The sequence below is a fragment of the Dryocola boscaweniae genome (assembly GCF_025215095.1).
GTDB classification, from domain to species: Bacteria; Pseudomonadota; Gammaproteobacteria; order Enterobacterales; family Enterobacteriaceae; genus Dryocola; species Dryocola boscaweniae.
This window is the reverse complement of record NZ_JALHAP010000077.1, coordinates 161484-186376: the sequence shown is the minus strand read 5'-3', so window position 1 is coordinate 186376 and position 24893 is coordinate 161484. Positions and strand designations below refer to the sequence as shown.

The 24893-nt window shown below is 52.2% G+C and carries 23 protein-coding genes and 3 tRNA genes; 8 read left to right on the top strand and 18 right to left on the bottom strand.

Features of this window, described 5'->3' with window-relative positions:
* Nucleotides 1-63: 63 nt before the first annotated feature.
* From araH to MUA00_RS10475, 8 genes are all read right to left on the bottom strand, one after another.
* A complete protein-coding gene (araH, locus tag MUA00_RS10510; protein WP_271122958.1) occupies nucleotides 64-1068 on the bottom strand; it encodes an L-arabinose ABC transporter permease AraH in 1005 nt (334 codons plus the stop codon).
* Nucleotides 1069-1082: 14 nt separating this feature from the next.
* Complete coding sequence (gene araG, locus MUA00_RS10505; protein WP_271122959.1) at nucleotides 1083-2597, bottom strand: L-arabinose ABC transporter ATP-binding protein AraG; 1515 nt, start codon at nucleotides 2595-2597, stop codon at nucleotides 1083-1085.
* A gap of 128 nt (nucleotides 2598-2725) precedes the next feature.
* A complete protein-coding gene (locus MUA00_RS10500; RefSeq protein WP_271122960.1) occupies nucleotides 2726-3715 on the bottom strand; it encodes an arabinose ABC transporter substrate-binding protein in 990 nt (329 codons plus the stop codon).
* Between the two features lie 274 nt (nucleotides 3716-3989).
* Entirely contained in the window at nucleotides 3990-4490 is a 501-nt protein-coding gene (locus tag MUA00_RS10495; protein WP_271122961.1) for a cupin, read from the bottom strand.
* 58 nt (nucleotides 4491-4548) lie between these two features.
* The gene (locus MUA00_RS10490; RefSeq protein ID WP_271122962.1) at nucleotides 4549-5106 is read right to left on the bottom strand and encodes a DJ-1 family glyoxalase III; all 558 of its coding nucleotides are present in this window, start codon (nucleotides 5104-5106) and stop codon (nucleotides 4549-4551) included.
* A 24-nt stretch (nucleotides 5107-5130) separates the two neighbouring features.
* Nucleotides 5131-6321: a glycoside hydrolase family 88 protein gene (locus MUA00_RS10485; protein WP_271122963.1), complete on the bottom strand. Its 1191-nt coding sequence runs from the start codon at nucleotides 6319-6321 to the stop codon at nucleotides 5131-5133.
* A 13-nt stretch (nucleotides 6322-6334) separates the two neighbouring features.
* Nucleotides 6335-7615, bottom strand: coding sequence for an oligosaccharide MFS transporter (locus MUA00_RS10480; RefSeq protein WP_271122964.1), 1281 nt, complete (start codon nucleotides 7613-7615; stop codon nucleotides 6335-6337).
* On the bottom strand, nucleotides 7612-9456 hold the full coding sequence (locus MUA00_RS10475) for a DUF2264 domain-containing protein (protein WP_271122965.1): 1845 nt from the start codon (nucleotides 9454-9456) through the stop codon (nucleotides 7612-7614). The genes MUA00_RS10480 and MUA00_RS10475 overlap by 4 nt, the downstream gene beginning before the upstream one ends.
* Before the next feature lie 227 nt (nucleotides 9457-9683).
* On the opposite strand from MUA00_RS10475, the gene MUA00_RS10470 reads away from it, so the two are divergent.
* Entirely contained in the window at nucleotides 9684-10538 is an 855-nt protein-coding gene (locus MUA00_RS10470) for an AraC family transcriptional regulator (RefSeq protein WP_271122966.1), read from the top strand.
* 389 nt (nucleotides 10539-10927) lie between these two features.
* The gene (locus tag MUA00_RS10465) at nucleotides 10928-11431 is read left to right on the top strand and encodes a non-heme ferritin-like protein (RefSeq protein WP_271122967.1); all 504 of its coding nucleotides are present in this window, start codon (nucleotides 10928-10930) and stop codon (nucleotides 11429-11431) included.
* Nucleotides 11432-11497: 66 nt separating this feature from the next.
* Here MUA00_RS10465 and MUA00_RS10460 read toward each other — a convergent pair whose 3' ends face one another.
* Nucleotides 11498-13285: a methyl-accepting chemotaxis protein gene (locus tag MUA00_RS10460; RefSeq protein WP_271122968.1), complete on the bottom strand. Its 1788-nt coding sequence runs from the start codon at nucleotides 13283-13285 to the stop codon at nucleotides 11498-11500.
* Between the two features lie 446 nt (nucleotides 13286-13731).
* Here MUA00_RS10460 and MUA00_RS10455 point away from each other — a divergent pair, with 446 nt between their 5' ends.
* Nucleotides 13732-15075 (top strand): anaerobic C4-dicarboxylate transporter, encoded by a 1344-nt coding sequence (locus MUA00_RS10455; RefSeq protein WP_271122969.1) that lies wholly within the window; start codon nucleotides 13732-13734, stop codon nucleotides 15073-15075.
* 51 nt (nucleotides 15076-15126) lie between these two features.
* On the opposite strand, the gene MUA00_RS10450 is transcribed toward MUA00_RS10455, so the two are convergent.
* Nucleotides 15127-15378 carry a DUF2766 family protein gene (locus tag MUA00_RS10450; protein ID WP_271122970.1) on the bottom strand — a complete coding sequence of 84 codons (252 nt, stop codon included), beginning with the start codon at nucleotides 15376-15378 and terminating at the stop codon, nucleotides 15127-15129.
* A gap of 427 nt (nucleotides 15379-15805) precedes the next feature.
* On the opposite strand from MUA00_RS10450, the gene MUA00_RS10445 reads away from it, so the two are divergent.
* The gene (locus tag MUA00_RS10445; RefSeq protein ID WP_271123101.1) at nucleotides 15806-17323 is read left to right on the top strand and encodes an MFS transporter; all 1518 of its coding nucleotides are present in this window, start codon (nucleotides 15806-15808) and stop codon (nucleotides 17321-17323) included.
* A 58-nt stretch (nucleotides 17324-17381) separates the two neighbouring features.
* On the opposite strand, the gene azuC is transcribed toward MUA00_RS10445, so the two are convergent.
* Nucleotides 17382-17465: a stress response protein AzuC gene (gene azuC, locus MUA00_RS10440; RefSeq protein ID WP_014229869.1), complete on the bottom strand. Its 84-nt coding sequence runs from the start codon at nucleotides 17463-17465 to the stop codon at nucleotides 17382-17384.
* 215 nt (nucleotides 17466-17680) lie between these two features.
* On the opposite strand from azuC, the gene MUA00_RS10435 reads away from it, so the two are divergent.
* A complete protein-coding gene (locus MUA00_RS10435; protein WP_271122971.1) occupies nucleotides 17681-19099 on the top strand; it encodes an MFS transporter in 1419 nt (472 codons plus the stop codon).
* 57 nt (nucleotides 19100-19156) lie between these two features.
* Here the strand turns inward: MUA00_RS10435 and MUA00_RS10430 are convergent, their stop codons facing one another.
* The gene (locus tag MUA00_RS10430) at nucleotides 19157-19795 is read right to left on the bottom strand and encodes an RpiB/LacA/LacB family sugar-phosphate isomerase (protein ID WP_271122972.1); all 639 of its coding nucleotides are present in this window, start codon (nucleotides 19793-19795) and stop codon (nucleotides 19157-19159) included.
* Nucleotides 19796-20193: 398 nt separating this feature from the next.
* Between MUA00_RS10430 and yecR the strand changes: the two genes are divergently transcribed.
* Together yecR and MUA00_RS10420 are read left to right on the top strand one after the other, a co-directional pair.
* Nucleotides 20194-20538 (top strand): YecR family lipoprotein, encoded by a 345-nt coding sequence (gene yecR / locus MUA00_RS10425; RefSeq protein ID WP_271122973.1) that lies wholly within the window; start codon nucleotides 20194-20196, stop codon nucleotides 20536-20538.
* A 28-nt stretch (nucleotides 20539-20566) separates the two neighbouring features.
* Nucleotides 20567-20995: a DUF3574 domain-containing protein gene (locus MUA00_RS10420; protein ID WP_271122974.1), complete on the top strand. Its 429-nt coding sequence runs from the start codon at nucleotides 20567-20569 to the stop codon at nucleotides 20993-20995.
* Between the two features lie 30 nt (nucleotides 20996-21025).
* Here MUA00_RS10420 and MUA00_RS10415 read toward each other — a convergent pair whose 3' ends face one another.
* Nucleotides 21026-22207 carry a NupC/NupG family nucleoside CNT transporter gene (locus tag MUA00_RS10415; RefSeq protein WP_271122975.1) on the bottom strand — a complete coding sequence of 394 codons (1182 nt, stop codon included), beginning with the start codon at nucleotides 22205-22207 and terminating at the stop codon, nucleotides 21026-21028.
* Nucleotides 22208-22558: 351 nt separating this feature from the next.
* On the opposite strand from MUA00_RS10415, the gene ftnA reads away from it, so the two are divergent.
* Entirely contained in the window at nucleotides 22559-23056 is a 498-nt protein-coding gene (ftnA, locus tag MUA00_RS10410; protein WP_271122976.1) for a non-heme ferritin, read from the top strand.
* Between the two features lie 61 nt (nucleotides 23057-23117).
* On the opposite strand, the gene MUA00_RS10405 is transcribed toward ftnA, so the two are convergent.
* The 5 genes from MUA00_RS10405 to pgsA form a co-directional block, all read right to left on the bottom strand.
* Nucleotides 23118-23696, bottom strand: coding sequence for a UPF0149 family protein (locus tag MUA00_RS10405; protein WP_271122977.1), 579 nt, complete (start codon nucleotides 23694-23696; stop codon nucleotides 23118-23120).
* Between the two features lie 157 nt (nucleotides 23697-23853).
* A tRNA-Leu gene (locus MUA00_RS10400) sits at nucleotides 23854-23939 on the bottom strand.
* Nucleotides 23940-23951: 12 nt separating this feature from the next.
* Nucleotides 23952-24025: transfer RNA gene (locus tag MUA00_RS10395), tRNA-Cys, on the bottom strand.
* A gap of 51 nt (nucleotides 24026-24076) precedes the next feature.
* A tRNA-Gly gene (locus MUA00_RS10390) sits at nucleotides 24077-24152 on the bottom strand.
* Between the two features lie 159 nt (nucleotides 24153-24311).
* Nucleotides 24312-24860: a CDP-diacylglycerol--glycerol-3-phosphate 3-phosphatidyltransferase gene (pgsA, locus tag MUA00_RS10385; protein ID WP_271122978.1), complete on the bottom strand. Its 549-nt coding sequence runs from the start codon at nucleotides 24858-24860 to the stop codon at nucleotides 24312-24314.
* Nucleotides 24861-24893 lie beyond the last annotated feature (33 nt).

The following is a 24893-nucleotide window of genomic DNA, read 5'->3' as shown; positions in this document are numbered from 1 at the left end:
CGCCAGCCCTTGTGGGGGCTGGCGTTGCGATTAGGAATCATCTGAAGTTGCGATGCGGAAAGATTAAACCGTACGTTTGGCCTTCTGTTTGTAGCGGTCGAATATCACCGCCGCCAGCAGGATCATACCGCGCACTACGTACTGCGAGAACGGAGAAATATTTAGCAGGTTCATGGCGTTTTCCACCGTCCCCAGAATCAGAATACCCGCCACCACGTAAGAGATTTTGCCAATCCCGCCTTTGAGCGAAACGCCGCCCAGTACGCAGGCTGAAATGACAATCAGCTCATAGCCGATCGAGGTCATCGGCTGTCCGCTGGTCATGCGCGAAGCGAGGATAATGCCCGCCGCTGCGGAGACCAGGCCCGACAGCACAAAGATAATGATTTTGGTCCGCACTACGGGCACGCCCGCAAGCCGCGCCGCCTCTTCATTCCCGCCAATCGCCAGCGTGTTTCGCCCAAAAGTCGTTTTATTGAGCAGGAAACCAAAAATTATCAGACAGCCCACCGTCAGCCAGATCGGCGCAGGCAGGCCGAGCCAGTTGGCGTAGCCAAGCGTAAAGAAACGCTCGTCTTCGATGCCCACCGCTTTACCGTCAGAGATGATATAAGCCAGGCCGCGCACAATTTGCATGGTGGCGAGGGTGGTTATCAGCGCGTTAATTTTCAGCCGGGCGATAACAAAACCGTTTATCAGACCGCTTAGCACCCCAAGCAGCAACCCTGCCGCAACGCCAATCCACAGGCTTTCGGTCATGTTAATGACCACCGCCGTCGTCACGCCCGCGCAGGCGATAACCGACGCCACGGAGAGATCGAAATCACCGGAAGCCAGGCAGAACAGCATGCCGCAGGCCACCATGCCGGACATCGAAATCGCAAGTCCCAGCCCCTTCATATTGATAAAGGAAGAGAAGTTCGGCACGAAAATGGCGCAGCCGATAAACAGCACCGCAAATACCACCAGCATGCCGTAGTTATCCCAGATGCGCCCAAGGCTTACAGATGACTTGCTTGCGCCGCCGGATGCCGTGCCCGTACCGTCGGATTTAGTTAATGAAGACATTTTGTTCCCCTTACTCATGCTGCACTCGCACTGGTTTTAGGCATCGCCAGACTCAGCGCCTGCTGCTCGCTGGCCTCGCCATGCAACAACTCGCCGGCAATTTCACCTTCGCGCATAACAATGATGCGGTCCGCAAGGCCCAGGACTTCGGGCAAATCGCTCGACGCAAATAGCACCGCCACGCCCTGAGCGGCCAGGGCGTAAATTACGTTGTAGATTTCATGCTTCGCGCCCACGTCGATGCCGCGCGTAGGTTCATCAAGCAGGCAAACCTTCATCTCTTCGGACAACCAGCGGCCCAGAATGGCCTTTTGCTGATTGCCGCCTGAGAGATTCATAATTAGCTGCCCGGCAGACGGCGTTTTGATATTCAGCGAACGGATATGGGAGGCGGCGTTTTCGCTTTCCCACAGGTTATTAATCAGGCAGCCCGCGCTGATATGCTTACGGCGCGCGCTGATGTTGATGTTGTCCCGTACCGAATGCACAGGGATGATGCCGTCGGCCTTGCGGTCTTCCGGGCAAAGCATCATCCCGGCGCGAATGGCATCGCCGGGTTTCTTGATGGCGATGGCTTCGCCGTCAATCCACACCTGTCCGCCCGTAATGCGCGTTCCGCCGAATAACCCTTTCATGAGTTCGCTACGCCCGGCGCCCACCAGACCAAACAGCCCAACGATTTCGCCGCGGCGCACGTTAAGGGAAACTGGCGTGCGCACGCCTGGCGCTTTCACCTCATCCAGCCGTAGCCGTTCCGGGCCATGCTCGCGAGGCTGCCAGCCATAAATATCGCCCAAATCGCGACCGACCATCGCCTGCACCAGCGAATCGTGATTCACCTGCTGCATGTCATCAAACGTGCGCACGTAGCGTCCGTCTTTGAACACGGTAATCGCATCGCTCAGCGCAAAGATTTCCTCCATGCGGTGCGAAACATAAATAATCACCCGCCCTTCCGCGCGCAGTTCGCGAATAACGCGGAAAAGGTTGTCAATTTCACGGCGTGAAAGAGAGCTGGTTGGCTCATCAAAGGCGATAACTTTGGCGTTACGCGCAAGCGCCTTGGCAATTTCCACCATCTGCCACTGGCCGATAGAAAGATATTTAAGCGGCGTCTGAGGATCGATATCCAGACCCAGGTGTTCAAGCTGGAGCCGCGCTTCGTAATTGAGCAGTGAGCGGTTCACGATACCGGCCTTATGCGGGATCTGGCCGAGATAAATATTCTCGGCAACCGACATTTCCGGCACCAGATGCAGTTCCTGATAGATTATCGCCACGCCTGCGTTGAGCGCCGCAGTGGTATCGCTAAAAACCACCTCTTCGCCGCGCAGAATGATACTGCCCTGGCTTGGGGCATAGTTTCCGCTGAGGATCTTCAGCAGCGTGGATTTACCGGCGCCGTTTTCTCCCATCAACGCGTGTACCTGCCCGGCATAACAGTCAAAGCTGATATCCTGAAGCGCTTTCACGCCGGGGAAGGTTTTGCCTATGCCACGAAAGGAAAGATACGGTGTTTGTTGTTGCATGATTGACCCTTTACCTGATGTCGGATGGCGCTATGCTTATCCGACCTGCATCCCGACCTGCGTAATGCGGATATTTTGTAGGGTGGATAAGCGTAGCGCCATCCACCGCCACCTCCGGCCATCCGCCCTTACTTACCGCCCAAACCTTTTTTAGCCAGCTCTTCTTTGAAGTTATCGCGGGTGATCAGCACCACGTCGGTTACTTCGGTGAATTTCGGCGGCTCGGCATCTTTAGTTACCCAGTTGTAGAGCATTTCGCTGCTCTTATAACCGTGTACGTCCGGGCTTGGCAGCAGGGAACCGTAGAAACCGGTGGCCTGCGCTTTTGACAGCTCGCTCACCGCGTCCACGCCGTTAATGCCCACGCCAATCACGTCCGGCGCTTTAAAGCCCTGGCCTTCGGTGGCGCGCACGCCGCCCAGCACGGTGTTGTCATTCATGCCGACAATCAGCCAGTGTTTCACTTCAGGATGCTGAACCAGCATGGAGTTGGCGGCGTCAAACGCGCCGGGGATATCGTTAGATTTGGTTGGCACTTTGTAGATCTGTTTTTCCGGGAAGCCCACGGCTTTCAGCGCTTCCATCGAACCAGAAGTACGGCGACGCGCCGTATCAAGTTCATCGGCGGTTATCGCCATGACGGCCGAGTCTTTTACATCCCAGCCGCGTTTTTGCATCTCTTTATACAGCTCCTGTCCCTGACGCTCGCCGATTTTGGTCGCGGCCATCATCACCAGCGGCACGGTTTCCATCGGCTTGCCTTTCGCGGTGACAAACTGGTCATCTACCGCAATGACTTTCATGTCGTAGCTTTTTGCTTTGGCGATAATCGCTGAACCCAGTTTTGGGTCCGGGGTGCAAATCACGAAACCTTTAGCGCCGCTGGCGGCCAGGCTGTCAATGGCGTTAAGGGTCTTTTCGCCGTCCGGCACGGCAATTTTAATCACTTCAAAGCCAAGATCTTTCCCGGCTTTATCAGCAAATTTCCATTCAGTCTGGAACCAGGGTTCTTCGGGCTGTTTTACCAGGAAACCTAATTTCATGGTCTCAGCGATAGCGGATTGTGACATAACCGCTGCGAAGCCGATGGCTGCCAGCGTTTTAGTAAATTTGTGCATGCGTACTCCAGATCGATTTTTTTATTCGTAAGGTAAGGTCGATTTAAAACAAGCTTTTAGCATCGGCGGTTTTTGCAACCTGAGCTGGAGATAGTTTTAGCGGGAAATTAATAATCCATAGGAGAGCAAAATCACACGGCAGAATTACAGTAAGGTCGTGCATAGATTCAGCAATTTAAGCCATAAAAAGGGAGGGTTATGTATGATGAATTAATTACAGATAAGCAGAATCGTCCATAAGGTTAGCCAGCGCGTCCCTGCGGCCTGGCTGCAGCTACCACAGCGTATTTATGCCTTCGCGGCTTCCCGTTACCGGGTCCTTGCCAGGCCGAGGAACTTTGGCGATATTTTCTTTCACTTCAGCAAGCTGCCCCGGCTGGTCAAGGTATTTATCCGGTGAAAATCCGTCGGGATAGGCCCCCACGCACATGAAATCTTCCGAAGCCTCAATTTGTTTGTGCCCTACGCCTGCGGGAATCAGCACCGCATCGCCGCGAGAAATATCGACGACTGGCCCGGCTTCGCCGCCAAACTGAATCTTCGCGCTGCCAGCGAAAACGCCCAGCGCTTCGTGCGTATTAGAGTGAAAGTGCGTGTAGGTAAAAACGGGATAGCGCCAGCGCGGCGGCCAGCCATTGCGGGCAAAAAGATGTTCAAAAGCTTCGGCGAGGTTTTCTTCGTGGGAGACATGATGATAAAGCACAAGCGGCAGCGCACTGTTTGGCACGCCGCCGCTCGCCTGGTTTAGAGCCAGAGTTTCCAGTTCAGTCGCCATTTCTTTCTCCTCGGTAAATGAGTAAGTATAGAAACGACTGACATAAACAGCCTATTCATCACCAGGGATAATAAATATGCTCTGCGTGATCGCGTGCCGAGGCTTCATCTCCTTCAAGGCGGGCCGCAACGGTCAGGGCAAAATCAAAAACTTTCCCTAAGCCTTTGCCGCTGATTAAATTTCCGTCCTCAACCACATCAGCATCGACATACTCGCCGTCCGTGACCTGCCGCCACAAATCGCCGGAGCAAACATAGCGGCGGCCTTTTAGCAGCCCGTTGCCGCCCAGCACCCGCGCCGCGGCGGAGCATATCGGGCAGATAAACTTACCCAGTTCGTCATGGCGGCGAACAAACTCGACGACGCTGGCGCTTTGGGCGAGAAACACGCTGCCTTCGGGCCCGCCGGGCAACACAACGGCGTCGAAAGTGGCGTCAAAGCTCTCACTCAGCATGGCATCAGCCACCATCGGGATAGCGTGATAGCTCACTACCGCGCGGGTATCCACGCAGGACAGGGTTTGAACGTTAATCTTCAGCCGACGCAAAATATCAATGGTAACAATGGCTTCCGCTTCTTCAAAACCGGGCGCCAGTAACACGGCAACGCTTGACATGGCCGCTCTCCTTTGCTCAAAAAATTACCAGTAGGGATACCAGACCTGGCGTAAACGCGCCAGCGCTTCGAGGTAGAAATAGTCGCCCCAGCTACAGCACTGATCGACCCCTTTACCGCTCGCCATATGGTAAACCGAGTGTTTGAGCAGCCCTTCGGTTGGCTCGTCGTCGCCTGCCAGATAATTTTCGGTGAGCGATGACACAATGCGCAGCGCCATCTCTTCATAGTGGGCGCGATGTTCGTCCAGAGTCGGCAGCGCTTTTACCAGCTCCAGCAGGCCGCAGGCCGCGATGGCTGCCGCTGAGCTATCACGAACCGCATCGGTTCCCAGCAGCGCCAGATCCCAGTGGCAGACATCGTCTTCCGGCAGGCGATTGATAAAATAATGCGCGAGGCTGCGCGACAGCTCCACCATGTTTTTATCGCCGGTATGTAAATAGCTGAGCAGGAAGCCGTAAATTCCCCACGCCTGCCCGCGCGACCAGCACGACGTGTCGCTGTACCCCTGATGCGTATTGCCAAAGCGCGGCTCGCCGGTTTTCACATCCATATAAAAGGTGTGATAAGTCGAAGCATCCTCACGGACGATATAGTTCGCCGCCTGTTCCGCATGCGCGGTTGCCGCTTGCGCATAGCGCTGGTCGCCCGTTTGCTCGCTTGCCCAGTACAGCAGCGGCAGGTTCATATTGCAGTCGATGATCATCCTGCCCTGCTGTTCCGGGTCGTTCAAATCGCCCCAGGCCTGGATAATTTTCGCCACCGGGTTAAAGCGTTCCATCAGTGTTTCTGCCGCCAGTAGCGCAGATTTGCGCGCGGCTTCGTTTCCTGTCAGCCGCCATGCGCTCACGCAGGAGAGCGAGTACAGGAAACCGAGATCGTGCGTCGCGGTATCAATACGTTTTTCGATGCGCTCCGCAAACGACGGCAAGTAGCGTTCGGCTGCGGCGCGGTATTTCCCATCGCCCGTCATTTCCCATGCCAGCCATAGCTGGCCCGGCCAGAAGCTGGTTGTCCACTCCACGTTTTCGGTGCGCGGCCAGATACCGTTTTCACAGGCTTCGCCGGGGAATCTGTCGCCAAAGGCGACGATGTTTTTATCAAGCTTGCGCGTGACGCGAGCCAGCGCTTCATCAAGCCTGCGGCGAAGCTGTAGCCTGTCGATCTGATGCAGTTCAATGGGGCGCAGGGCTTCGGTAATTACTGTTCTGGTCATAACAACTCCTGAATTAGTGTTTGGCCGGTTCAACCGGGGCGGCGCCCAGCGTTGGGGAAAAGTTTCGGGACTCGTCGCGTTTCGACTGGCAGCGCGAGAGAGTGAAAGCGGAAATTAAGGTAAACAGCAGCGCGCAACAGCCCATCATCAGGTAGGTATGCTCAAAGCCGATTTTGTCGTAGAGGTAGCCTGCCGGAGGGGCTACCACCACTGAGCCGACATAAATCATCGCCTGGTAGCCCAGCAGGTACATAGTGGCGTTGATTTTCTTGTGGAAATGTTCGGCGATGTATTTGAAGACGGAGATCAGCAGCAGCGAGATTTCGATGCCGTAAAGCGGCTTAATAATCGAAATAATGACCGGGTCGGTGGTAAGGCCGGAGGCAATCAGGCGAGCCCCTACCACACAGCCGCACAGCAGCAGCCCCCGTTTTGCGCCGTAGTGGTTAACCAGCAGCGGGATAAACATCATCATGACGAACTCGGTGCCGGACTGCACGGTGCTGAGGTAGCCATACCAGGCGTTGCCCTGCTCTTTGGTATCAAAGAATGAGACGAAGTAGCGCGGGAACTGCTGCTCGGCGACAAACATCATCCAGGCCACGCCCGCGACATACAGGCTGAACATCCAGAATTTGCGGTTTTTCAGCAGCATCAGCACGTCGGCAAAGACGATTTTGTTTGCTGAAATAACGTTGTTATTACGTAGCCGATCGTCGCCAATCTTCAGGCTAATCAGCACCAGCAGCATCAACACGGAGGTCGCGCTGCTGACGAGGAAGTTCGCCAGCGGGGTGAAGTTAAACAGCAGTCCGGAAACCGAGGCGGCCATGGCCCAGCCGAGCGATCCCCACATCCGGATGCGGCCAAACTCCAGCCCGTATAAGCGGCTGAAACGGTCGGCGTAGGATTCGGATGCGGCAACGCCTGCATACCAGCCAAGGCTGAGATAAAGCGCCCCGATGATAATGCCCACCGTGGTATGGCTTAACAGCAGCGGTTGATAAACGGTGACGAAGAACGGCGCCATCAGGGCCGATACGGCGCAGACAAAATAGAGCAGCCATTTGCTCATGCCGATTTTGTCCATGATGTAGCCGTAAACCGGTTTTAAGATAACGGCGAACACGCCGTTAATGGCAAATACGCTGCCGATGGTGATGCTGTCGAGGCCAACCTTTTGGCTGAGCCACAGGGCGTAAAGTCCGAAGCTCGACGACCAGGTAAAGAAGTAAAGGAAGATAAAACTGCTCATTTTTATCTGCGCGGTGCGCACGGGCGTTGAAGTCGTCATACGGATATCTCCGGCAAATCAGTCAGGGTCAGGCGTTTTTCATGGTTAGCCGTCACGAGGCGTACAACGTCATCGCGGATGATGGCCTGCGGGCAAAGCTGCGCGTTGAAGTCTGCCGACTCTCCCGCCCAGACGGCGCTTATCAGCAGATCTTTTCCTGCCGTTAGTTCTCCGCGCAGCAGCGGAACAGCCGCACGTTCGGCAAACAAAACATTGCTGTTTGGCGGCGTTAAGAGCTCTTCGCCGCGACGAGAGTGGGGACTGAGACAGAAAATGGCGCTGATATCTGAAGCTGTGGTGAGCTGGCAACTGCCCGGCCCGGTTTCGACCAGGGGGTGCGGACGATTAGGCTGGCTAAAGCCGCCCTCTGCCGTATCAAGATTTCGCGCTGAATGAATGTGATGCACGCGCACCTGCCAGTCGCCGAGCGGCAGCAGCCAGGTATCAATAGTCACGTCATGCCAGGGCTGCCAGCGACTGTAAATCATGCCGTCCGCCGTCTTAACACAGGCGCAGTCGCGTCGCCCGCGCCAGTAATTATCCTTTTCGGACAGCAGTAACATTGAATCCGCAGCGGCGTGCGAAAGCCCGTAGCGGCCGCGCTCGACGGTAAATCCAAAGCGGGTTGAATAGGCAAACTTGCAGTATTTGGCTTCGGTATTGACGAAGTTATTCAGCTCAAGCTGGCCGGAAGTGAGCATCCATAAATGACCGGGTTGGCGCACCAGAATCTGATCGGCCTGCGGAATGCTGTGCTCTGCGTTAAGCGCCGGCAGCGATAATTCCTGCGCCTGCCAGAACGGATCGCTATCGTTAAGCGCCAGCACCAGCATGGTTTTCAGTCCCCAGTAGGGGGAACCCGGCGCGTTGTAATCTTCCGCCATGATCAGGTTCGGGTAGCTATACCCCACGCTTAACACGCCGTCCCTGTCGAACAGCGGCTGCTTCATCCACCAGCGTAAATGCCGCAGCACGATCCCTTTGACGACCCCTGGCGAATACACCTCTAAACCTGCGAAAGCAGCCGCGCTCCAGAATGCCGCCTGGGCAAAGCGGTAAGTCAGGCTGCGGCCAAAGGGAACGGCAGCGCCGTCCTCAGCGAAGAAGTGGATAAAGTCAGCGGCGAAAAGCGTTGCCCGGCGGCGTAGTTCAGCGCAGCGTCCCGGGTCTGCTTTCTCCATCAGCTTCGCGTAAATCAGCCCGTAGAAGTGAAAGCCCATGGAAATATAGTAATCACGCGGACGACCCGGCCCGTCGGAATACCAGCCTTCGCCAAGATAATAGTGTTCCATGGCGGCAAAATGCTTTTCCAGCGCCTGCGGATGGGTGGCCATACCGGCCTTGTGGAAACCAACCTGCACCAGGATCGGGAAGAAATGCCAGTTATTGTCCGGAATCGCCTGGCTTTCGCTCTGTTTTAGCCAGCGCCAGAGATGAGTTTTTTCCTGCTCGTTGAAATGCGCCAGCACCGTTTCATGAGCCAGCGCCAGCAGTAAACCATAGGCGGCCATTTCCACAATGCGCTGATCGTACGGGTCGACTTCTCCCCAGTAATCCGCATGCTGGGGGTTGGTGCCGTTTTTTATCGCCTGAATATAAAAAGAAAACTGTTCCGGCTCACTTCCACCGGCAAGTAAAGGCGTGACGCCCCACAGCAGCCGCGAGAAAGTTTCCATATTCGCCACCCGCTGCCCGTAATGCGCCGTGAAGTTGGCGAGATCCACCCGGCTGGCGTCTTTTTTAAAAAATGGCGTTACGGCATTCAATAATTCATTAATCAGTTGCCGGATATCATTTCGGGACCGCAAAGGATTGGCCAGCGTAATATTTTCAGGTTGCAAGATGTCCTCCCGTCAATAACGAGAATCAGATAAGTTATTGTTATTGGGCTCTTCTACAGAGATGTCGGTGACGTCGGGGCAAAGAGTAGCCGCTTTTAAATCCTGCACCGAGTGAGCAGGCTCACATTTTTAAACCGCCATTTCATTTTTACTGGATTTTTTGTTGCGCGGCGGTAATAAATTGCAAACCGTGGCGTAAAAATTTAAATCTATTGTCTTGAGGAAAAATGAGCGAACCCCAATTGCTTGAGCGAATCACCCTCGACAGCCGGGTTATTTCCTTCAACCGCATGTGGTCGACTAGCGCGGCTTACTATCACTGGCATCAATGTGTGGAGCTGCTCTATATCTCGAAAGGCTACGGTATTGTGGTGGTGGATAATCAGCCTTACACCGCCCGCCCCGGACGTTTGTTCATCTTTCCGCCGTTTCGTCTGCATAAAGTACACGTAGATGACAGTGAGAAAAATCAGTACCACCGCACCACCATGCATATTGAACAATCCGTGGTAGAAAGCGCGCTGAATGGCTTTCCTCGCCAGCAGGGCCAGTTTGCTGCGCTTGCGGCAAGCAACGTTCCCGCGCAGGTTTATGATTTAAGCGAGCGGGCGGAATTTATGGAAACGATCCTGGTCCAGTTTGATAGCCTTGATGCCAGCAGTCAGATGTCCGCCAGCGAAGTCGCCTTTCTGGTGATGCAAATCATGGCCTTTTTACCCGCCCAGCCGCAGCCTTTCGTACCTAAACCGCAGACGGTTGCCTCGCGTATTATGAACTGGGTGGAAAATCACTATTCCGAGAAATTCTCGCTGGACGAGCTGGCCTGCGCCATAGGACTTTCGCGCAGCTATACCTCAAGAGTGTTCCGCCAGCAGACAGGGGGCAGCATTCATGAATATCTGCTTACGCGACGAATAAAACGCAGTTGCGATCTGCTGCGCACCACCGCAAACAGCATCGATGAGATTGCACTGGCGGTAGGCTTCAGCGAAGTGACGTATTTTATTACCTGTTTTAAAAAGATGATGCACCAGACGCCGCTGCAGTACAGAAAGGCGAGCCGTCAGCGTTTCCCTGTTTAGTGTCTGAATCATTTCTTCTTAAAGCGGCGAAAGCTTAAATTTATTTAAAATTGATGCAGAGCAAATAATCTCTATTTCAGCGAATGTCGAGAATAAGAGAAATATATCCCTGCGTTAACTTCCTGCAAGAATACCCTTGCGAAATTCACCGCGACGTCGATTAATAAATTATTCCGAAACCTGAAAAGATGTAAGAAAGGGTAAAACGGTAAATTTAAGAGTTTGCTGCATACCTTAAAAGAGGTATTCTTTTTACAAGCTCCGATTTACCTTAAATTCTGGGTATTGTTCAGGAAGAACAGCGGCTTACTACTCTGTCGTTATTCATATAACACGCGTTTTATTTCGCACGTGTATGTTTATTCAGTCGAACAGATAAGGAGATTATTATGGCGGTCCCGGGAATGGTTCAGAAACTTAACGAACAAATGAACGGTGGATTTTATACATCAAATCTTTATCTCCAGCTTAGCGCATGGTGCGTTGAAAAAAATTTAATCGGCACGGCGGCATTTTTGCGTCACCAGGCACAAAGTAACGTCACACAAATGATGCGCGTATTTAATTTTATGAAACAGGCTGGCGGCAATCCCATTGTTGGTGAAATAGAAACGCCGCAAAGCAAATGCGACTCGCTTGAAGCCTTGTTCCAGCAAACTCTTGCCGATCATCAGCAGCGTAGCAAAACCCTGACTCAGCTTACGGATGAAGCTAAGGCCCTGAACGATTACAGAACGCTGTTCTTTTTGCAGTCCGTACAAAGCGAGCAGCAGCAGGACGGCTTGCTGCTCAATACTCTCCTTGATGAAGTACGTAACGCGCGCAAAGCCGGCCTGTGCATGGCGCAGACCGACCAGCACCTGACTAACCTGGTCTGCCACCAGCAGCACTGAGCAATGTATTTTCCGGGTAGTGCTTACCCGGCTCGCGCCGGGTTTTTTATTGTTGGATGTTTGACGTTAAAGACGGAACTGATTTACCGCAACGGCCAGATCGCTTGCCTGGCCGGTAAGCGCTGCGGAAGCCGAGGTGGACTCCTCCACCAGCGCCGCATTCTGCTGCACCATTGTATCAAGCTGCACCACCGCTATATTTATTTCGGCGATGCCTTTCATTTGTTCGTCCGCCGCCTGGTTAATCTCAGCCATGATAGTGGTCACCGATGAAACGCTGCTGACGATTTCCTGCATCGTGTCGCCGGTTTGATGCACCTGTTTTGCCCCCGACGACACGCTAGCCACCGTGGTATTAATCAGCATTCTGATCTCTTTGGCCGCCTCTGCGCTGCGGCTTGCCAGGTTGCGGACTTCGTTTGCGACGACGGCAAAACCTCGACCCTGCTCACCTGCGCGAGCGGCCTCCACCGAGGCGTTAAGCGCAAGAATATTGGTCTGAAAAGCGATACCGTCGATGACGCCAATGATATTGCCAATTTTCTCCGACGCCGCTTCAATGGCATTCATGGTCTGAATCACATCACGTACCGATGCACCGCCGCGTTGCGCAACCTGGGCGGCTGACAGCACCGCCGAATTCGCCTCGCGAGAGGCGCTGGCAGAGAGCGCCACGGTAGAGGAGATTTGCTCAAGCGCTGCGGAGGTTTGCTGCAAACTTGCGGCAGCGGACTCCGTGCGGGATGAAAGGTCGATATTCCCGGCGGCAATCTCTTGCGAGGCAATGCGCACTGATTCGCTGCTGCTGCGAATGGATTTCATCACTACCGCGAGCTTGTCCACAAAACGGTTAAACGCACTGGCAATTTGCGCCACCTCGTCTTTGCCGTCCACTTTAAGGCGCCGGGTTAAATCCTCCGTGCCATCGGCGATAGAATCCATGGCTTCGCGCACGCGAATCAGCGGGCCGATGCTGCGTCTTGTAATCAGCGTGACGATAAGAGCAGCAAGCGCAATCAGCACAAACAGCGATGCCGTTGACGTCCACAGTAACGAACGCATGCTTGCGGTGGCTTCCGCTTTATCCATAGCCACGACGATAAACCACGAGGTGCCCTTTACCGGCATAGCGATCATAAAGGTCGCGCGTCCCGCGATATCAGCCTGAACAGGTATTCTGGACTGCAGCAATTGCGCAAGGTTAAGGCCTGGCGCGATTTCAGAAAGCGGTTTTAGCGTCAGCGATTCGTCTGCATGCGCGATAATTGTGCCGTCAGCGTCCATCAGCATGCCGAAACTGTCTTCAGTAGGATGAATGGCGCGCACATTGGCAATCACCGCGTCCATATTAATGTCCCCTTCCACTACGCCCAGCAACTGGCCGTTATCAATGCGCGGCGCCGCTACGGTGACAATCAGTTTACGCGTCGTGACATCAAGATAAGGATTGGTCACCACCGCTTTTTTAGCTTCCACGGCCTGGATATACCACGGGCGCGAAGTGGGATCGTAACCCGGTGGGATCCCTGACGGATCGGACGAGATATCCCTTTTATCCGGATAACCTATATCCACATTCATAAAATTGCCGGAGGCGGCAATCTGCGTTAATAGCGGCACAGGATCGGCATCGGTAACGTGCGGCACAAGAGAGGCGATTTGCGACACTTTAGTTTCAATCCACTGATCCACCGTCGCGGTGTGGCTTGCGGCAAGCGAAGTGAGCGTGTTGTTGATGGATTTCGTGTTAGCTGAGTTGCTAATCAAATAATTAATAAAGGTATTTACGGATAATGCACATACCACAATTAAGACAGTGGCGATCAAAATTCTGCTGCGAATGGAGTTAAACATGCTTTGCCTTCCGGGTTAATTACTCATTCACGGTAATTAACGGCCAGCCCCAAAATAACTTTAATTATTTACGCCAGAAAAACAGAAAATAAAACATTATAGATCATATATTTAGACGAGATAATTATATAGAAACCCTTGTGGAAATAATCAGCGCCAGAATATTTTTAAGGTGCTGTTTTATAAAGTTCTGATGTTATTCCCTGCTCTATTTCGGGAATGTATCGGGAAGATTTCAGGATTGGCTATTCAGGACAGGTGAATAATTAAAATCCGCCAACGCGCAGGCGCCTGCACAATGGCAAGCGCAGCGCCAGCCTGCACATTGTTAACAAAATGTTATATCCATCTGTTTTTATTATGTTTTAACAAATCAGATCTGTGTCTCAATGAGTAACCTTACAATTTGCAATGCTTTGCGCATTAGAAAATTTTAAGGAATTACCATGATAGCCTTTGAATTCATCGTCATCATTTTATGTCTGCTGGTTGGTACCCGCTTTGGCGGGATGGGGCTGGGGTTAATCAGCGGTATCGGACTGTTTATTTTAACCTTTATCTTTGGTCTCGAACCGGGCAAGCCACCGGTTGACGTGATGCTTACCATCCTCGCCGTTATCGGCTGCGCCGCCACGCTGCAAACGGCGGGCGGCCTGAACGTAATGATGCAGTTTGCCGAGCGCCTGCTGCGTAAACATCCTCAACACATCACCCTGCTCGCCCCCTTCACCACATGGACGCTCACTTTTCTGTGCGGTACCGGGCATGTGGTCTACACCATGTTCCCGATTATTAGCGATATCGCGCTGAAAAAAGGCATCCGCCCGGAACGCCCGATGGCCGTGGCTTCTATCGCTTCGCAGATGGCGATCACCGCGTCTCCTGTTTCCGTCGCCGTGGTTTCGCTGGTCTCTATTCTGGCGGCGGGCCATGGGATTGGACGAGCGTGGGGCATCCTTGAAATTCTTTCAGTCTCCGTTCCCGCGTCGCTCTTTGGCGTGCTGATTGCCGCGCTCTGGAGTCTGCGTCGCGGTAAAGATCTGGCAGACGACCCGGAGTTTCAGGCAAAAATTGCCGACCCAAAACAGCGCGAATATATCTATGGCAGCAGCGAAACGTTGATGAACCAGACCTTTCCAAAACAGGCTTATTGGTCAACGTGGATTTTCTTCGCCGGGATTCTGGTGGTGGTTTTGCTGGGCGCGATGCCGCAGATGCGTCCCGCCTTTGAGGTGAAAGGCGCCATGGCACCGCTGTCAATGAATCTGGTTATCCAGATGATGATGCTGATTGCCGGCGCGGTAATGCTTGTCGTGTGTAAGGTGAACGCGACGGCTATCTCAAATGGCGCGGTATTTAAAGCCGGGATGGTGGCGATTTTCTCTGTCTTCGGCGTGGCGTGGATGAGCGATACGTTTTTCCAGGCGCACCTTGAAGAGCTGAAAATGGCGTTGCAGGGCGTGGTGCAAAGCCATCCGTGGACTTATGCCATCGTACTGTTCCTGGTATCAAAACTGGTTAACAGCCAGGCTGCAGCCCTGACGGCGGTCGCCCCGATGGGCCTGATGCTGGGCGTAGAGCCCAAAATGCTGATTGCTTTCTTCCCCGCATCCTACGGGTACTTTGTGCTGCCGACCTACCCAAGCGACCTGGCCTGTATTGGGTTCGACCGCTCCGGCACTACGCGTATCGGCAAGTTCATTATCAACCACAGCTTTATCCTGCCGGGTTTAATCGGCGTGAGCTGCGCCTGCGTGGCGAGTTACCTGCTGGTAATGACGTTATTTTAATGGCCGATAACGGCGGGTGGCGCAAGCGCCATCCGCCATACCGCTACTGAATTAATGCGCGTCTTTTTGCGGCGTGAACTTCAGTTCGATCAGCGCAATGGCTTTCTGAATCGCACGGCGTGTCACCGGGTCAGCCGCGGCAGGATGAGTTGCGAAATCAATCGTCTTTAGCTGGTTAGCCATTTTTTCACGCACCTCAACCGGGGCGATAACATCAATCACATCCAGAATTTGCTTAATCACCAGTTGGCAGGCGACCACGTCGGAAACCAGTTCCCGATCGGCAGATAATTGTTCAGACATTTTTCTCTCCTGTTTCATATTGCGCGCCATAGTACATGCGCCATGAATCACGAGGCAACAATCCATTCCGGAAGCCATCTCGTAAATCATTCAACGGGAAAAACCTGCCAACAGGCGATACGGGCATCAACGAGCAAAGTGAAGCGTGAACGCATTTTTGCCCAGGCTGGTAATGTTCGATTCACCTCGCAGAATCTTATTCCCGTAGCGGCATCAAGAATATCCATTCATTAAATGAATGGAATAAGAAAATGGAACCGCGATCTCATTAAAGACATTGCTTTACGTCAGATTACAAAATCGGTGACCGCCATCACAATCATTCATCCTGTATCACTTTATAAGAACTCATCTTCTAAAAAATATAAAACATGGGTTCAAAAATATGGCAATAAAAAGCGGAATACCCGGACACGAACGGCCGGTGCTGTTGCGACATCAATTAGCTTACGGGGGCGGCAACCTGCTGGGAAGCGGCGCGCTGGCCATCAGCGGCGCATGGTTACTCTATTTTTACACCACATTTTGCGGGCTGACGCTTCTTGAAGCGTCGTTTATCTTCTCCGTCGCCAGCATCATTGATGCCATCAGCAATCCGCTGATGGGGTATTTAACCGATAACTTTGGCAATACCAAACTTGGGCAGCGCTTTGGCCGTCGCCGTTTCTTCCTGATGATCGGTATTCCGTTGATGATGTTCTACCCGCTGCTGTGGGTGGAAGGTTTTGGCTTTTGGTATTACCTGTGCACCTACGCCATTTTTGAGATTATCTATACCTCGGTGATGGTGCCTTACGAAACGCTGGCGACAGAAATGACCAGCGATTTCACCCTGCGTTCTAAGCTAACGGGCTATAAAGCCATTTTCGGCAAGCTGGCCAACTTCCTCGCAGCTTTTATTCCGGGGCAATTTATCCTGCTTTACGGCAAAGATTCCGCCCAGCCATTCTTCCTGACGGGCATTACCTATGGCGTTATTCTGTGTGTCGCCATCGCCTGTCTTTATTTCTCCTCCTGGGAGCATGCCCGTCCGAAGGAAATGGTGCATAAAGCGAAAACAACGCTTCTCAAAACCCTGACAGGCCTTGCCGCCGATATGCGCTCCACTTTCCATTTACGCGTATTCCGTAAACATTTAGGCATGTACCTGTGTGGCTTCGGCGCCGAATGGCTGTTCGCTTCCATCTTCACCTACTTCGTGATTTTCGTGCTGCAACACGATCCGGCGATGGTTGCGGGGCTTAATAGCCTGAATTCGATTCTGCAGTTAATTTCGACCGCGGTGTTTATCGGCATCTGCGTGAAAAAGGGCTTTAGCAAACCGTACATTATGGCGCTGGGCATCGTTATTTTCTCGGTGGTTTGCTACACCTCGCTGTACTTCTTCCACCTGCCGGTGCACATCGCCACTGTTCTTATGTTCGGCATCACTATTCTGTTTGGTCTGGGAACAGGCGGCGTTTATTACATTCCGTGGACGGTTTACACCTTCCTTGCGGATGTGGATGAAGTCTTTACCGGCCGTCGTCGCGAGGGAATTTATGCGGGCGCGATGACTTTCTCAGGCAAAATTCTGCGCTCAATTATCGTCTTCACTATGGGCTCTATCCTCAGCTTCTACGGCTTCCAGTCCAGGGCGCACGTGCAGTCGGAAAGCGCGGTTAATGCGATTGCGATTGTCTTCTGCGTGGGCGTGGTGATTCTGGCGCTGGCGGCGGTAGTATTCAGCACACAAATGAAGCTGGATCGCAAAGCGCATATGATTGTGCTTGAAGAAGTTGCGCGTATCAAAGCAGGCGGCAGGCTTGAAGATATCAAACCGGAAGTGCGGGTGGTTATCGAAAATCTGGTCGGTCACCGCTACGAAGAGTGCTGGGGAAACAGCAAGCTGTTTAAAGACTCGAACGAGGAAACCGTGGTTCGTGAAGCTGTTTCGCATTCATGATGCTGAATTGCAGATACAAAAAACCTGCCTCGGCAGGTTTTTTTATCGTCAAACTTTCTTAGAACATCGCGCCTGGCGGTACGTCTTTGAATGTTTTGCAGTAGTTTTCGAACATACTTTTCAGGATCTTGCGCAGTTTCATAATGTACTCCGATTTTTATTTGTACAGGTGTTGCTCGTTATGCGACCTATAATATGACTTCCATCACATAAATCAATCATTTTGTGATGCATATCACATATATCAGGTGTGGTTTTTACAAGCTGTTCACATAAAACCAATTGCAAATCCAGCACTTAACTGATTATCTGTTTCGGTAATTTTTTAAAACATTATTTTAATTTCGAGCGGCAACCATGTCTGACAACCTCTCTTTTGCACAAAAACGTGGTATTTCACTTACCGCGCTGCTGGTCGCTGGCGCATTTTTTATGGAATTTCTCGACGGAACGGTTATCGCCACCGCTCTGCCGGAAATGGCGCGCACTTTTGGCGTGGACGCCGTGGACCTGAATATAGGCATGAGCGCCTATCTGCTTACGCTTGCGGTGCTTATTCCCGCCAGCGGCTGGATAGCCGACCGTTTTGGCGCGCGTAAGGTCTTTACCCTGGCGCTGGGTATTTTCACCGTCGCCTCCGTGCTTTGCGGCCTCGCCAACAGCCTTGAACAATTTGTTGCGATGCGTGTTTTACAGGGCATTGGCGGCGCGTTGATGGTGCCGGTAGGTCGCCTTGCGGTATTAAGGACGACGCCGAAACACCAGTTGATTACCGCCATAGCGACATTGACCTGGCCTGCCCTGGTCGCCCCTATCATCGGGCCGCCGCTGGGCGGCTTTATCACCAGCTATGCTTCATGGCGCTGGATTTTTTACATTAATCTTCCGCTCGGTCTGGCGGCGATGGCGCTGGCCTGGCGGCTAATTCCGGATGTTCATGATGACGAGCGCCGCCCGTTTGACGGCATCGGGTTCGTCAGTACCGCAATCGCCATGATTTGCCTTGTCTACGGACTGGAGATGCTGGGCGAAACCAGCATCAACGCAGCCGCCACGGCAGCTTTACTGACGGCGGGAGCGGCGGCGCTGTGGTTTTCACTCCGGCATTTCAAACGCGCAGCCCATCCGATGATTCGACTGGATGCTTTGAAGGTGCAAACTTTCGGCGTCACAATGTATGGCGGCTCTCTTTTTCGCACCTCAATCAGCGCCGTGCCGTTTTTGCTGCCGCTGTTGTTTCAGGTGGGATTCGGCATGGATGCGTTTCACTCCGGGCTACTGGTGCTCGCGGTATTTGCAGGCAACCTGACGATGAAACCCGGTACTACGCCGCTTATCCGCGCGCTTGGTTTTAAAAAACTACTGATCATTAACGGACTGCTGAACGTGGCCGCCCTGCTCGCCTGCGCCTTCCTTACGCCGCATACGGCGATGTGGCTGACCGTTGTTATTCTGTTTCTTGGCGGCCTGTTCCGTTCGATGCAGTTCACCGGCATCAGCACGCTGGCTTTTGCGGATATTCCCGCCGGGCAAATGAGCTATGCCAATACGCTGTTCAGCACGGCGACGCAGCTTTCCGTTGGGCTGGGCATTACGCTTGGCGCTATTGGCATCAGGCTGGGAGAGAAAATCAGCGGGTGGCTGGGTCTGAGTACGGTGCCCGGTATCAGCATTAAAATCTCGTTTGTGCTGATTACGCTTATCTGTCTGATCGGGCTGTTTGATTTACTGCGTCTGCCGCGCACGGCGGGCAGTTCAGTTTCGAATAAGAAGTGATGCAAAGAAGGGAATAACACAAAAACGGCCAGCAAATGCTGGCCGTTTTATTGCTAATTAAGCAAGGATTTCGCGAACGAACGCTTCAATCTCTTTGTTCTGGCAGTTTTCGAAGAAACACTTCTGGAAACGCTCGCCGGAAACGGCTGTTTGCACCAGTTCGCGATCGATTGCGCGCAGCGTATCAAGGTAGTTCTCTTTCACCACGGCCGCTTTGACCTGGTTCAGGATGCCTGCGTTACGAACCTGCGGCTCTTTACGCTCAACCGGGTAGCCTTCGCCTTTACGGCCGGTGAAAGCTTTTTCGAAGATGTAACGTACGTTCAGCTCAGCGCCCCAGCCAAAGCCTTTGGCGAAAGGCAGCGACAGCGCGTTGCCGTTGTTAATCTGCGAGAAAAGAAACGCGTCAGCAGGATCGATGCAGTAGCCGCAAACAACGCCCGGGTGAATGTTCAGGGACATCAGCGCGCCCTGGCCCGTACCGCAACCCGTCACCACAAAATCAACCGCTTTTGCGTTCAGCAAAATGCTGGCCATAATGCCCAGGTGGATGTAGGTCAGATGGTGATCCTGCTCATCGCTCATGCCAACGTTATAAACCGGATACTCTTTTTCAGCCGCAACCGCCTGCAACTCTTTAAGGATGATGGCGTTTTTGCCTGCCTGACTGTTTTCCATCATCAGTGCAATTTTCATTCTTTCGTCTCCTGATTGGGTCACGGACATTTTCAGGGTGAAAAGCCGTGATAAGTAGTCGTGGTGAACTGCCTGTATGCGCTAACCATACTATCTGGCAAACATACTTTCAAATTTAATGAAAAATTGTTTTAAAAAATTAAGATGCGCTCACATTTCTACGCTTCTTCGCCGGAGTGAGTAGAAGGGTTTGTGGCTAAACAGGCGATACGCGAGCGTCACAAGTTGTCTGGCAGAAAGACAAAGGCGAATGTCCCCTTCTCTTAAAGGCTAAAATTTGTCTTAGGGATTCGTTTTGGCGTGATTTTAAATGAAATTTTTTGGCTTTATGCTGCGGAAGATTTTCAGCATTTAAGACGTGCTACCATGCAAAAAAGTGCCAGCCGAGGCTTACTATCATGCAGCGTTCATCTCTATTTATTGCCGTCCTTTTATTGAGTGGTTGCACCTTCAATAAAACCCCTGAACCCGTTAAAAGCAGCGAAGTCGCAGGCGTAGTGCGTCTTGGATTCGATCTCGCTCCGCTGCAAAAAGCGAAGGTCGATACTTTTATCGCGCAGTCCACCGCCAGCCATCAATGCCAGCAGTGGGGCTATATCGCCGCCTTCCCGTATGGCGAACCGATAAAAACCTGCAGCCTGAGCAGCGGCGCTTTGTGTTTAAATCAGAAAGTGACTCTCGAATACCAGTGCCGCGGTATCGGCATGGAAAAATATCTTCGGGATCAACTGGTGGTGCAGTAATTTTTTAAAGGATGCTAACAGGTGAATAATGACATTTTATAAAGCCGCGACAGCAGGCCTGATCGCCCTTGCGCTTGCGGGTTGCGTACAGCCGGCGTCTGTAAAGAACGCGGCTACGGGCATTTGCCCGACAGAAAATACGATGACGCAAACCACGCTTTATTTTGGCCTGAGCCGTCCGGCAGGCGCGGATATTACGGCGAAAGAGTGGCAAATTTTTATCGATAATGACGTCACGCCGCGTTTTCGCGATGGGTTAACGACATTTGATGCCAAAGGACAATGGCTCGGTAACGACGGGAAGCTGGCGCGGGAGCAAAGCAAAGCGCTGATGCTGATTCACTCTAGCGGCAAAGAGAGCGAGTCAAAAATCGAAGCGCTGCGCGACATTTATAAATCACGCTTCGCTCAGGATTCTGTGATGCGTGTCGACCAACCTGTTTGCGTTCAGTTCTAAAAAAGGCGGGAAAACCCGCCGTTTTTTACTTCAGAGAACCAGCCCGGCAAAGGCCGCCGAGAGTAAGCTCACCAGCGTGGCCCCGTAAACCAGACGCAGACCAAAGCGCGAAACCGCATTTCCCTGCTGTTCGTTCAGGCCCTTAATCGCCCCCGCCACAATACCGATAGATGCAAAGTTAGCAAAAGAAACCAGGAAAACGGAAAGGATACCCAGACCGCGCGGCGTCAGCCCCGACATAACCTTTTGCAGCTCAATCATGGCGACAAATTCGTTCGCCACAAGCTTGGTCGCCATAATCCCCGCCGCCTGCAGGGCGTCCTGCTGTGGAATACCCACCAGCCACGCAAACGGATAGAAGACATAGCCAAGCAACTGCTGGAAGCTTAACCCGAAAATAACGGAGAACAGCGCGTTCAGGGCGCTGATAAGCGCGATAAAACCAATCAGCATCGCCAGAATAATCATCGCGACTTTAAAACCCGCAAGAATGTACTCGCCCAGCATTTCAAAGAAGCTTTGCGCTTCGTGCAGCTTTTCAAGCTTCACTTCCGGTTCATCTTCCTGTCCGCGCGGATTAATCACCGACAAAATGATAAAGGTGCTGAATACGTTTAGCACTAAAGCCGCAACGACATATTTCGGCTCAAGCATTGTCATGTAAGCCCCGACGATGGAGAGCGAAACCGTGGACATTGCGGTGGCGGCCATTGTAAACATGCGGCGCGAGCTGAGATCGCCCAGGATCTGTTTGTAGGCGATAAAGTTTTCCGACTGCCCAAGGATAAGCGAGCTTATCGCATTAAAGGACTCCAGCTTGCCCATGCCATTCACCTTCGACAGCAGCGTGCCGACAATGCGAATGACCCAGGGAAGAATGCGCAAATGCTGCAAAATGCCGATAAGCGCGGAGATAAATATTATCGGACACAGCACGCCAAGGAAGATAAAAGCCAGACCCTGTTTGCTCATGCCGCCAAAGACAAAGTCGCTGCCCTGAGCGGCAAACGTCAGTAAATGGCCGAAGAATCCGGACACGCCATTAATAACGAACAGGCCGCTGTCGGAGTGCAGAAAGAAGAACGCCAGGGCCGCCTCAATGACGATGAGCTGAATCAAATAACGCAGACGAATGGTTTTGCGATCGAAACTGACCAGCCAGGCAAGGGCCAGAATCACGATGAGTGCGAGAAGAAAGTGAAGAATATTCATGAGACTTATAATTTTGAAAAAACGTATTTAGCCACAGCGCCGACGGCAGGTAAATGCCACCGTTAAGATTATTTATGCATATGATTTTCCAATCTCTTCATAGGCTTAGTACGAGCAAGGGCAAGTTTATGTGCTTTTTACATTCGCATAAGAAAAACCGCGCCGCTAAAAATATTATTTTTTAGCTAAAAGAGAATGAATGTTAATAGCATTATTCAGGCTTGCTGATAAAAAAGAATAATATTAGCAACCATTCTCATTACAATAAATTAATTAACAATCTATTTGCATTATCGAAATTAAAAAAATAGAGTAGCGCCTCTGTCGGATCGCAATTAAATGGAGCGCGCTATGTTGAAAACAGAAATGGTCGAAAAACTTAACGAACAAATGAACCTTGAGCTGTATTCTTCTTTGCTTTATCAGCAGATGAGCGCATGGTGCAGCTACCATAGCTTTGAAGGCGCGGCCGCCTTCCTGCGCCGCCACGCTCAGGAAGAGATGGAGCATATGCAACGCCTGTTTGCCTATCTGGCCGACACCGGAAATATGCCGCGCATTAACGCCGTACCAACGCCATTTAACGAATATTCATCACTGGACGCTTTATTTAAAGCGACTTATGAACACGAGCAGTTAATTACCAGCAAGATTAACGAACTGGCTCACGCGGCGATGACTTCACAGGATTATCCAACCTTTAATTTCCTGCAGTGGTATGTTGCCGAGCAGCATGAAGAAGAGAAACTGTTTAAATCCGTGCTGGATAAACTTAGCCTGGTCGGTAAAAGCGGTGAAGGCCTCTATTTCGTGGACAAAGAGCTTTCCACGCTGGATACCCAGGCCTGATTTGCAGCGATAAAGATTAAATCAAGCCGAAGCGCTTTTGCGCTTCGGCCTGTTTTTACTGCTAATGCAGATTTGAGTGCTGCTTGTTCTGCCAGTAAGCAAACACGCTCAGTGCGGCAGGTTTTATCTCTTCAATGCTGTCGATGAACACTTCATGCGACAAAGCATCAAGCTCATCAAACTTCTCTTCCAGCCCGTGCAGGGCAATAGGCTTAAGCATCGCAAGCAGTTCTTCAGGCAGCGGCTCGACATCCCACAGCATCACGCCACGCATATAACCAAAGCACCACTCTTCCACGATGGTGAACTCCTGCTCTTCAACAATGCTGGTGCCGAATAAAGGTTCGTACTGTTCCGGATAGCCGCTCAGGCGTTCCGCAATATCGTTTACATGTTTGAAAGTAAGCTCAACGAATTTTTTTAGCTCGTCCTCAGACTCCCACAGGGGCTGGTCTCCCTCCCCGCCCCAGAATGCCGCAAACGTCGCTTCCGGCCCCACCTCTTTTGGCCCGGAGAGAATGGCGGTCAGCATGCCGTCCATTTCTGCGACATCCATAATAGAACGCTCGGTGGCGTGCCTGAGCAGCACCTCATCAAGCCATTCAATCTCTTCTTCTGTTAATGGTCCCTGGTTCATCATCTGGACTCCTGTAGTGAAGGGTTTTCACGCGAGCTTGTCGGTGAGTATTAGAAATAGTAGGAAAGATCGCTGGAAAGGGATATTACAGGCAATAAAAAACCACCCGAAGGTGGTTTACACGACACTGCTTATCATTGATTTTATTCTTATTTTCCCATGGTGCCCGGGGCGGGACTTGAACCCGCACAGCCATAAGCCGAGGGATTTTAAATCCCTTGTGTCTACCGATTTCACCACCCGGGCTCGGGAAGAAAGTGGAGGCGCGTTCCGGAGTCGAACCGGACTAGACGGATTTGCAATCCGCTACATAACCGCTTTGCTAACGCGCCAAAACTTTTTGCCTTTGCAGGCTATAACAGATGAACTCTGCTACATAAATCTGGAGCGGGAAACGAGACTCGAACTCGCGACCCCGACCTTGGCAAGGTCGTGCTCTACCAACTGAGCTATTCCCGCAAATATGTACAAGTGAAGTTGGTTGCTAATCACTTGATTTTATTATCATCCGACAAGCCATGCTGCCGTTCGATGCGTTGCATTCTACTTAGATGACGCAATGAGTCAATGAAATTTTCCTGCACCGCGTTTCGTTTGCTGAATTTTGCGCCGCTTAGATCACGGTTCGAGCAAATCACCGCGTGCGGCGGCTAAATATTGGAACATGGACCAGAAAGTTAATACCGCGGCAATAAAGAACAGACCGATGCCGGTGTACTCAATCCACATGTTCGGACGCCACAGCATGCCAATTAAAGCCAGCATCTGCGCCATGGTCTTGGTTTTACCGATCCACGACACCGCAACGCTGCTGCGCTTGCCGATTTCCGCCATCCATTCGCGCAGCGCAGAGATAATAATTTCGCGGGCAATCATGGTCGCGGCCGGAAGGGTGACCCACCAGGCGTGATAGTGTTCGACCACCAGCACCAGCGCTACGACGACCATCACTTTATCCGCTACGGGATCGAGGAACGCCCCAAATCGGGTGCTTTGATTCCAGCGGCGGGCGAGAAAACCATCAAACCAGTCTGTAATGGCTGCCAGCCAGAAGATAAAAGCACAAAGGAACGGCGCCCAGATGAACGGCAGATAAAAAGCCAGCACAAAGAATGGGATAAGGAAGACACGAAACAGAGTAAGCAACGTTGGGATATTAAATTGCATAGTGCCGGATAACTGTCTGTCGTAAGTGGGAAT

Coding starts and splice junctions, on each gene's coding strand:
- MUA00_RS10470 (WP_271122966.1), top strand. CDS start 9,684: ATGAGCGAACCCCAATTGCTTGAGCGAATCACCCTCGACAGCCGGGTT.
- MUA00_RS10435 (WP_271122971.1), top strand. CDS start 17,681: ATGTCTGACAACCTCTCTTTTGCACAAAAACGTGGTATTTCACTTACC.
- azuC (WP_014229869.1), bottom strand. CDS start 17,465: ATGAAACTGCGCAAGATCCTGAAAAGTATGTTCGAAAACTACTGCAAA.
- MUA00_RS10405 (WP_271122977.1), bottom strand. CDS start 23,696: ATGATGAACCAGGGACCATTAACAGAAGAAGAGATTGAATGGCTTGAT.
- MUA00_RS10460 (WP_271122968.1), bottom strand. CDS start 13,285: ATGTTTAACTCCATTCGCAGCAGAATTTTGATCGCCACTGTCTTAATT.
- MUA00_RS10455 (WP_271122969.1), top strand. CDS start 13,732: ATGATAGCCTTTGAATTCATCGTCATCATTTTATGTCTGCTGGTTGGT.
- araH (WP_271122958.1), bottom strand. CDS start 1,068: ATGTCTTCATTAACTAAATCCGACGGTACGGGCACGGCATCCGGCGGC.
- araG (WP_271122959.1), bottom strand. CDS start 2,597: ATGCAACAACAAACACCGTATCTTTCCTTTCGTGGCATAGGCAAAACC.
- ftnA (WP_271122976.1), top strand. CDS start 22,559: ATGTTGAAAACAGAAATGGTCGAAAAACTTAACGAACAAATGAACCTT.
- MUA00_RS10415 (WP_271122975.1), bottom strand. CDS start 22,207: ATGAATATTCTTCACTTTCTTCTCGCACTCATCGTGATTCTGGCCCTT.
- MUA00_RS10490 (WP_271122962.1), bottom strand. CDS start 5,106: ATGTCAAGCGTTGCCGTGTTACTGGCGCCCGGTTTTGAAGAAGCGGAA.
- MUA00_RS10430 (WP_271122972.1), bottom strand. CDS start 19,795: ATGAAAATTGCACTGATGATGGAAAACAGTCAGGCAGGCAAAAACGCC.
- yecR (WP_271122973.1), top strand. CDS start 20,194: ATGCAGCGTTCATCTCTATTTATTGCCGTCCTTTTATTGAGTGGTTGC.
- MUA00_RS10480 (WP_271122964.1), bottom strand. CDS start 7,615: ATGACGACTTCAACGCCCGTGCGCACCGCGCAGATAAAAATGAGCAGT.
- MUA00_RS10450 (WP_271122970.1), bottom strand. CDS start 15,378: ATGTCTGAACAATTATCTGCCGATCGGGAACTGGTTTCCGACGTGGTC.
- MUA00_RS10500 (WP_271122960.1), bottom strand. CDS start 3,715: ATGCACAAATTTACTAAAACGCTGGCAGCCATCGGCTTCGCAGCGGTT.
- MUA00_RS10485 (WP_271122963.1), bottom strand. CDS start 6,321: ATGACCAGAACAGTAATTACCGAAGCCCTGCGCCCCATTGAACTGCAT.
- MUA00_RS10495 (WP_271122961.1), bottom strand. CDS start 4,490: ATGGCGACTGAACTGGAAACTCTGGCTCTAAACCAGGCGAGCGGCGGC.
- MUA00_RS10420 (WP_271122974.1), top strand. CDS start 20,567: ATGACATTTTATAAAGCCGCGACAGCAGGCCTGATCGCCCTTGCGCTT.
- pgsA (WP_271122978.1), bottom strand. CDS start 24,860: ATGCAATTTAATATCCCAACGTTGCTTACTCTGTTTCGTGTCTTCCTT.
- MUA00_RS10465 (WP_271122967.1), top strand. CDS start 10,928: ATGGCGGTCCCGGGAATGGTTCAGAAACTTAACGAACAAATGAACGGT.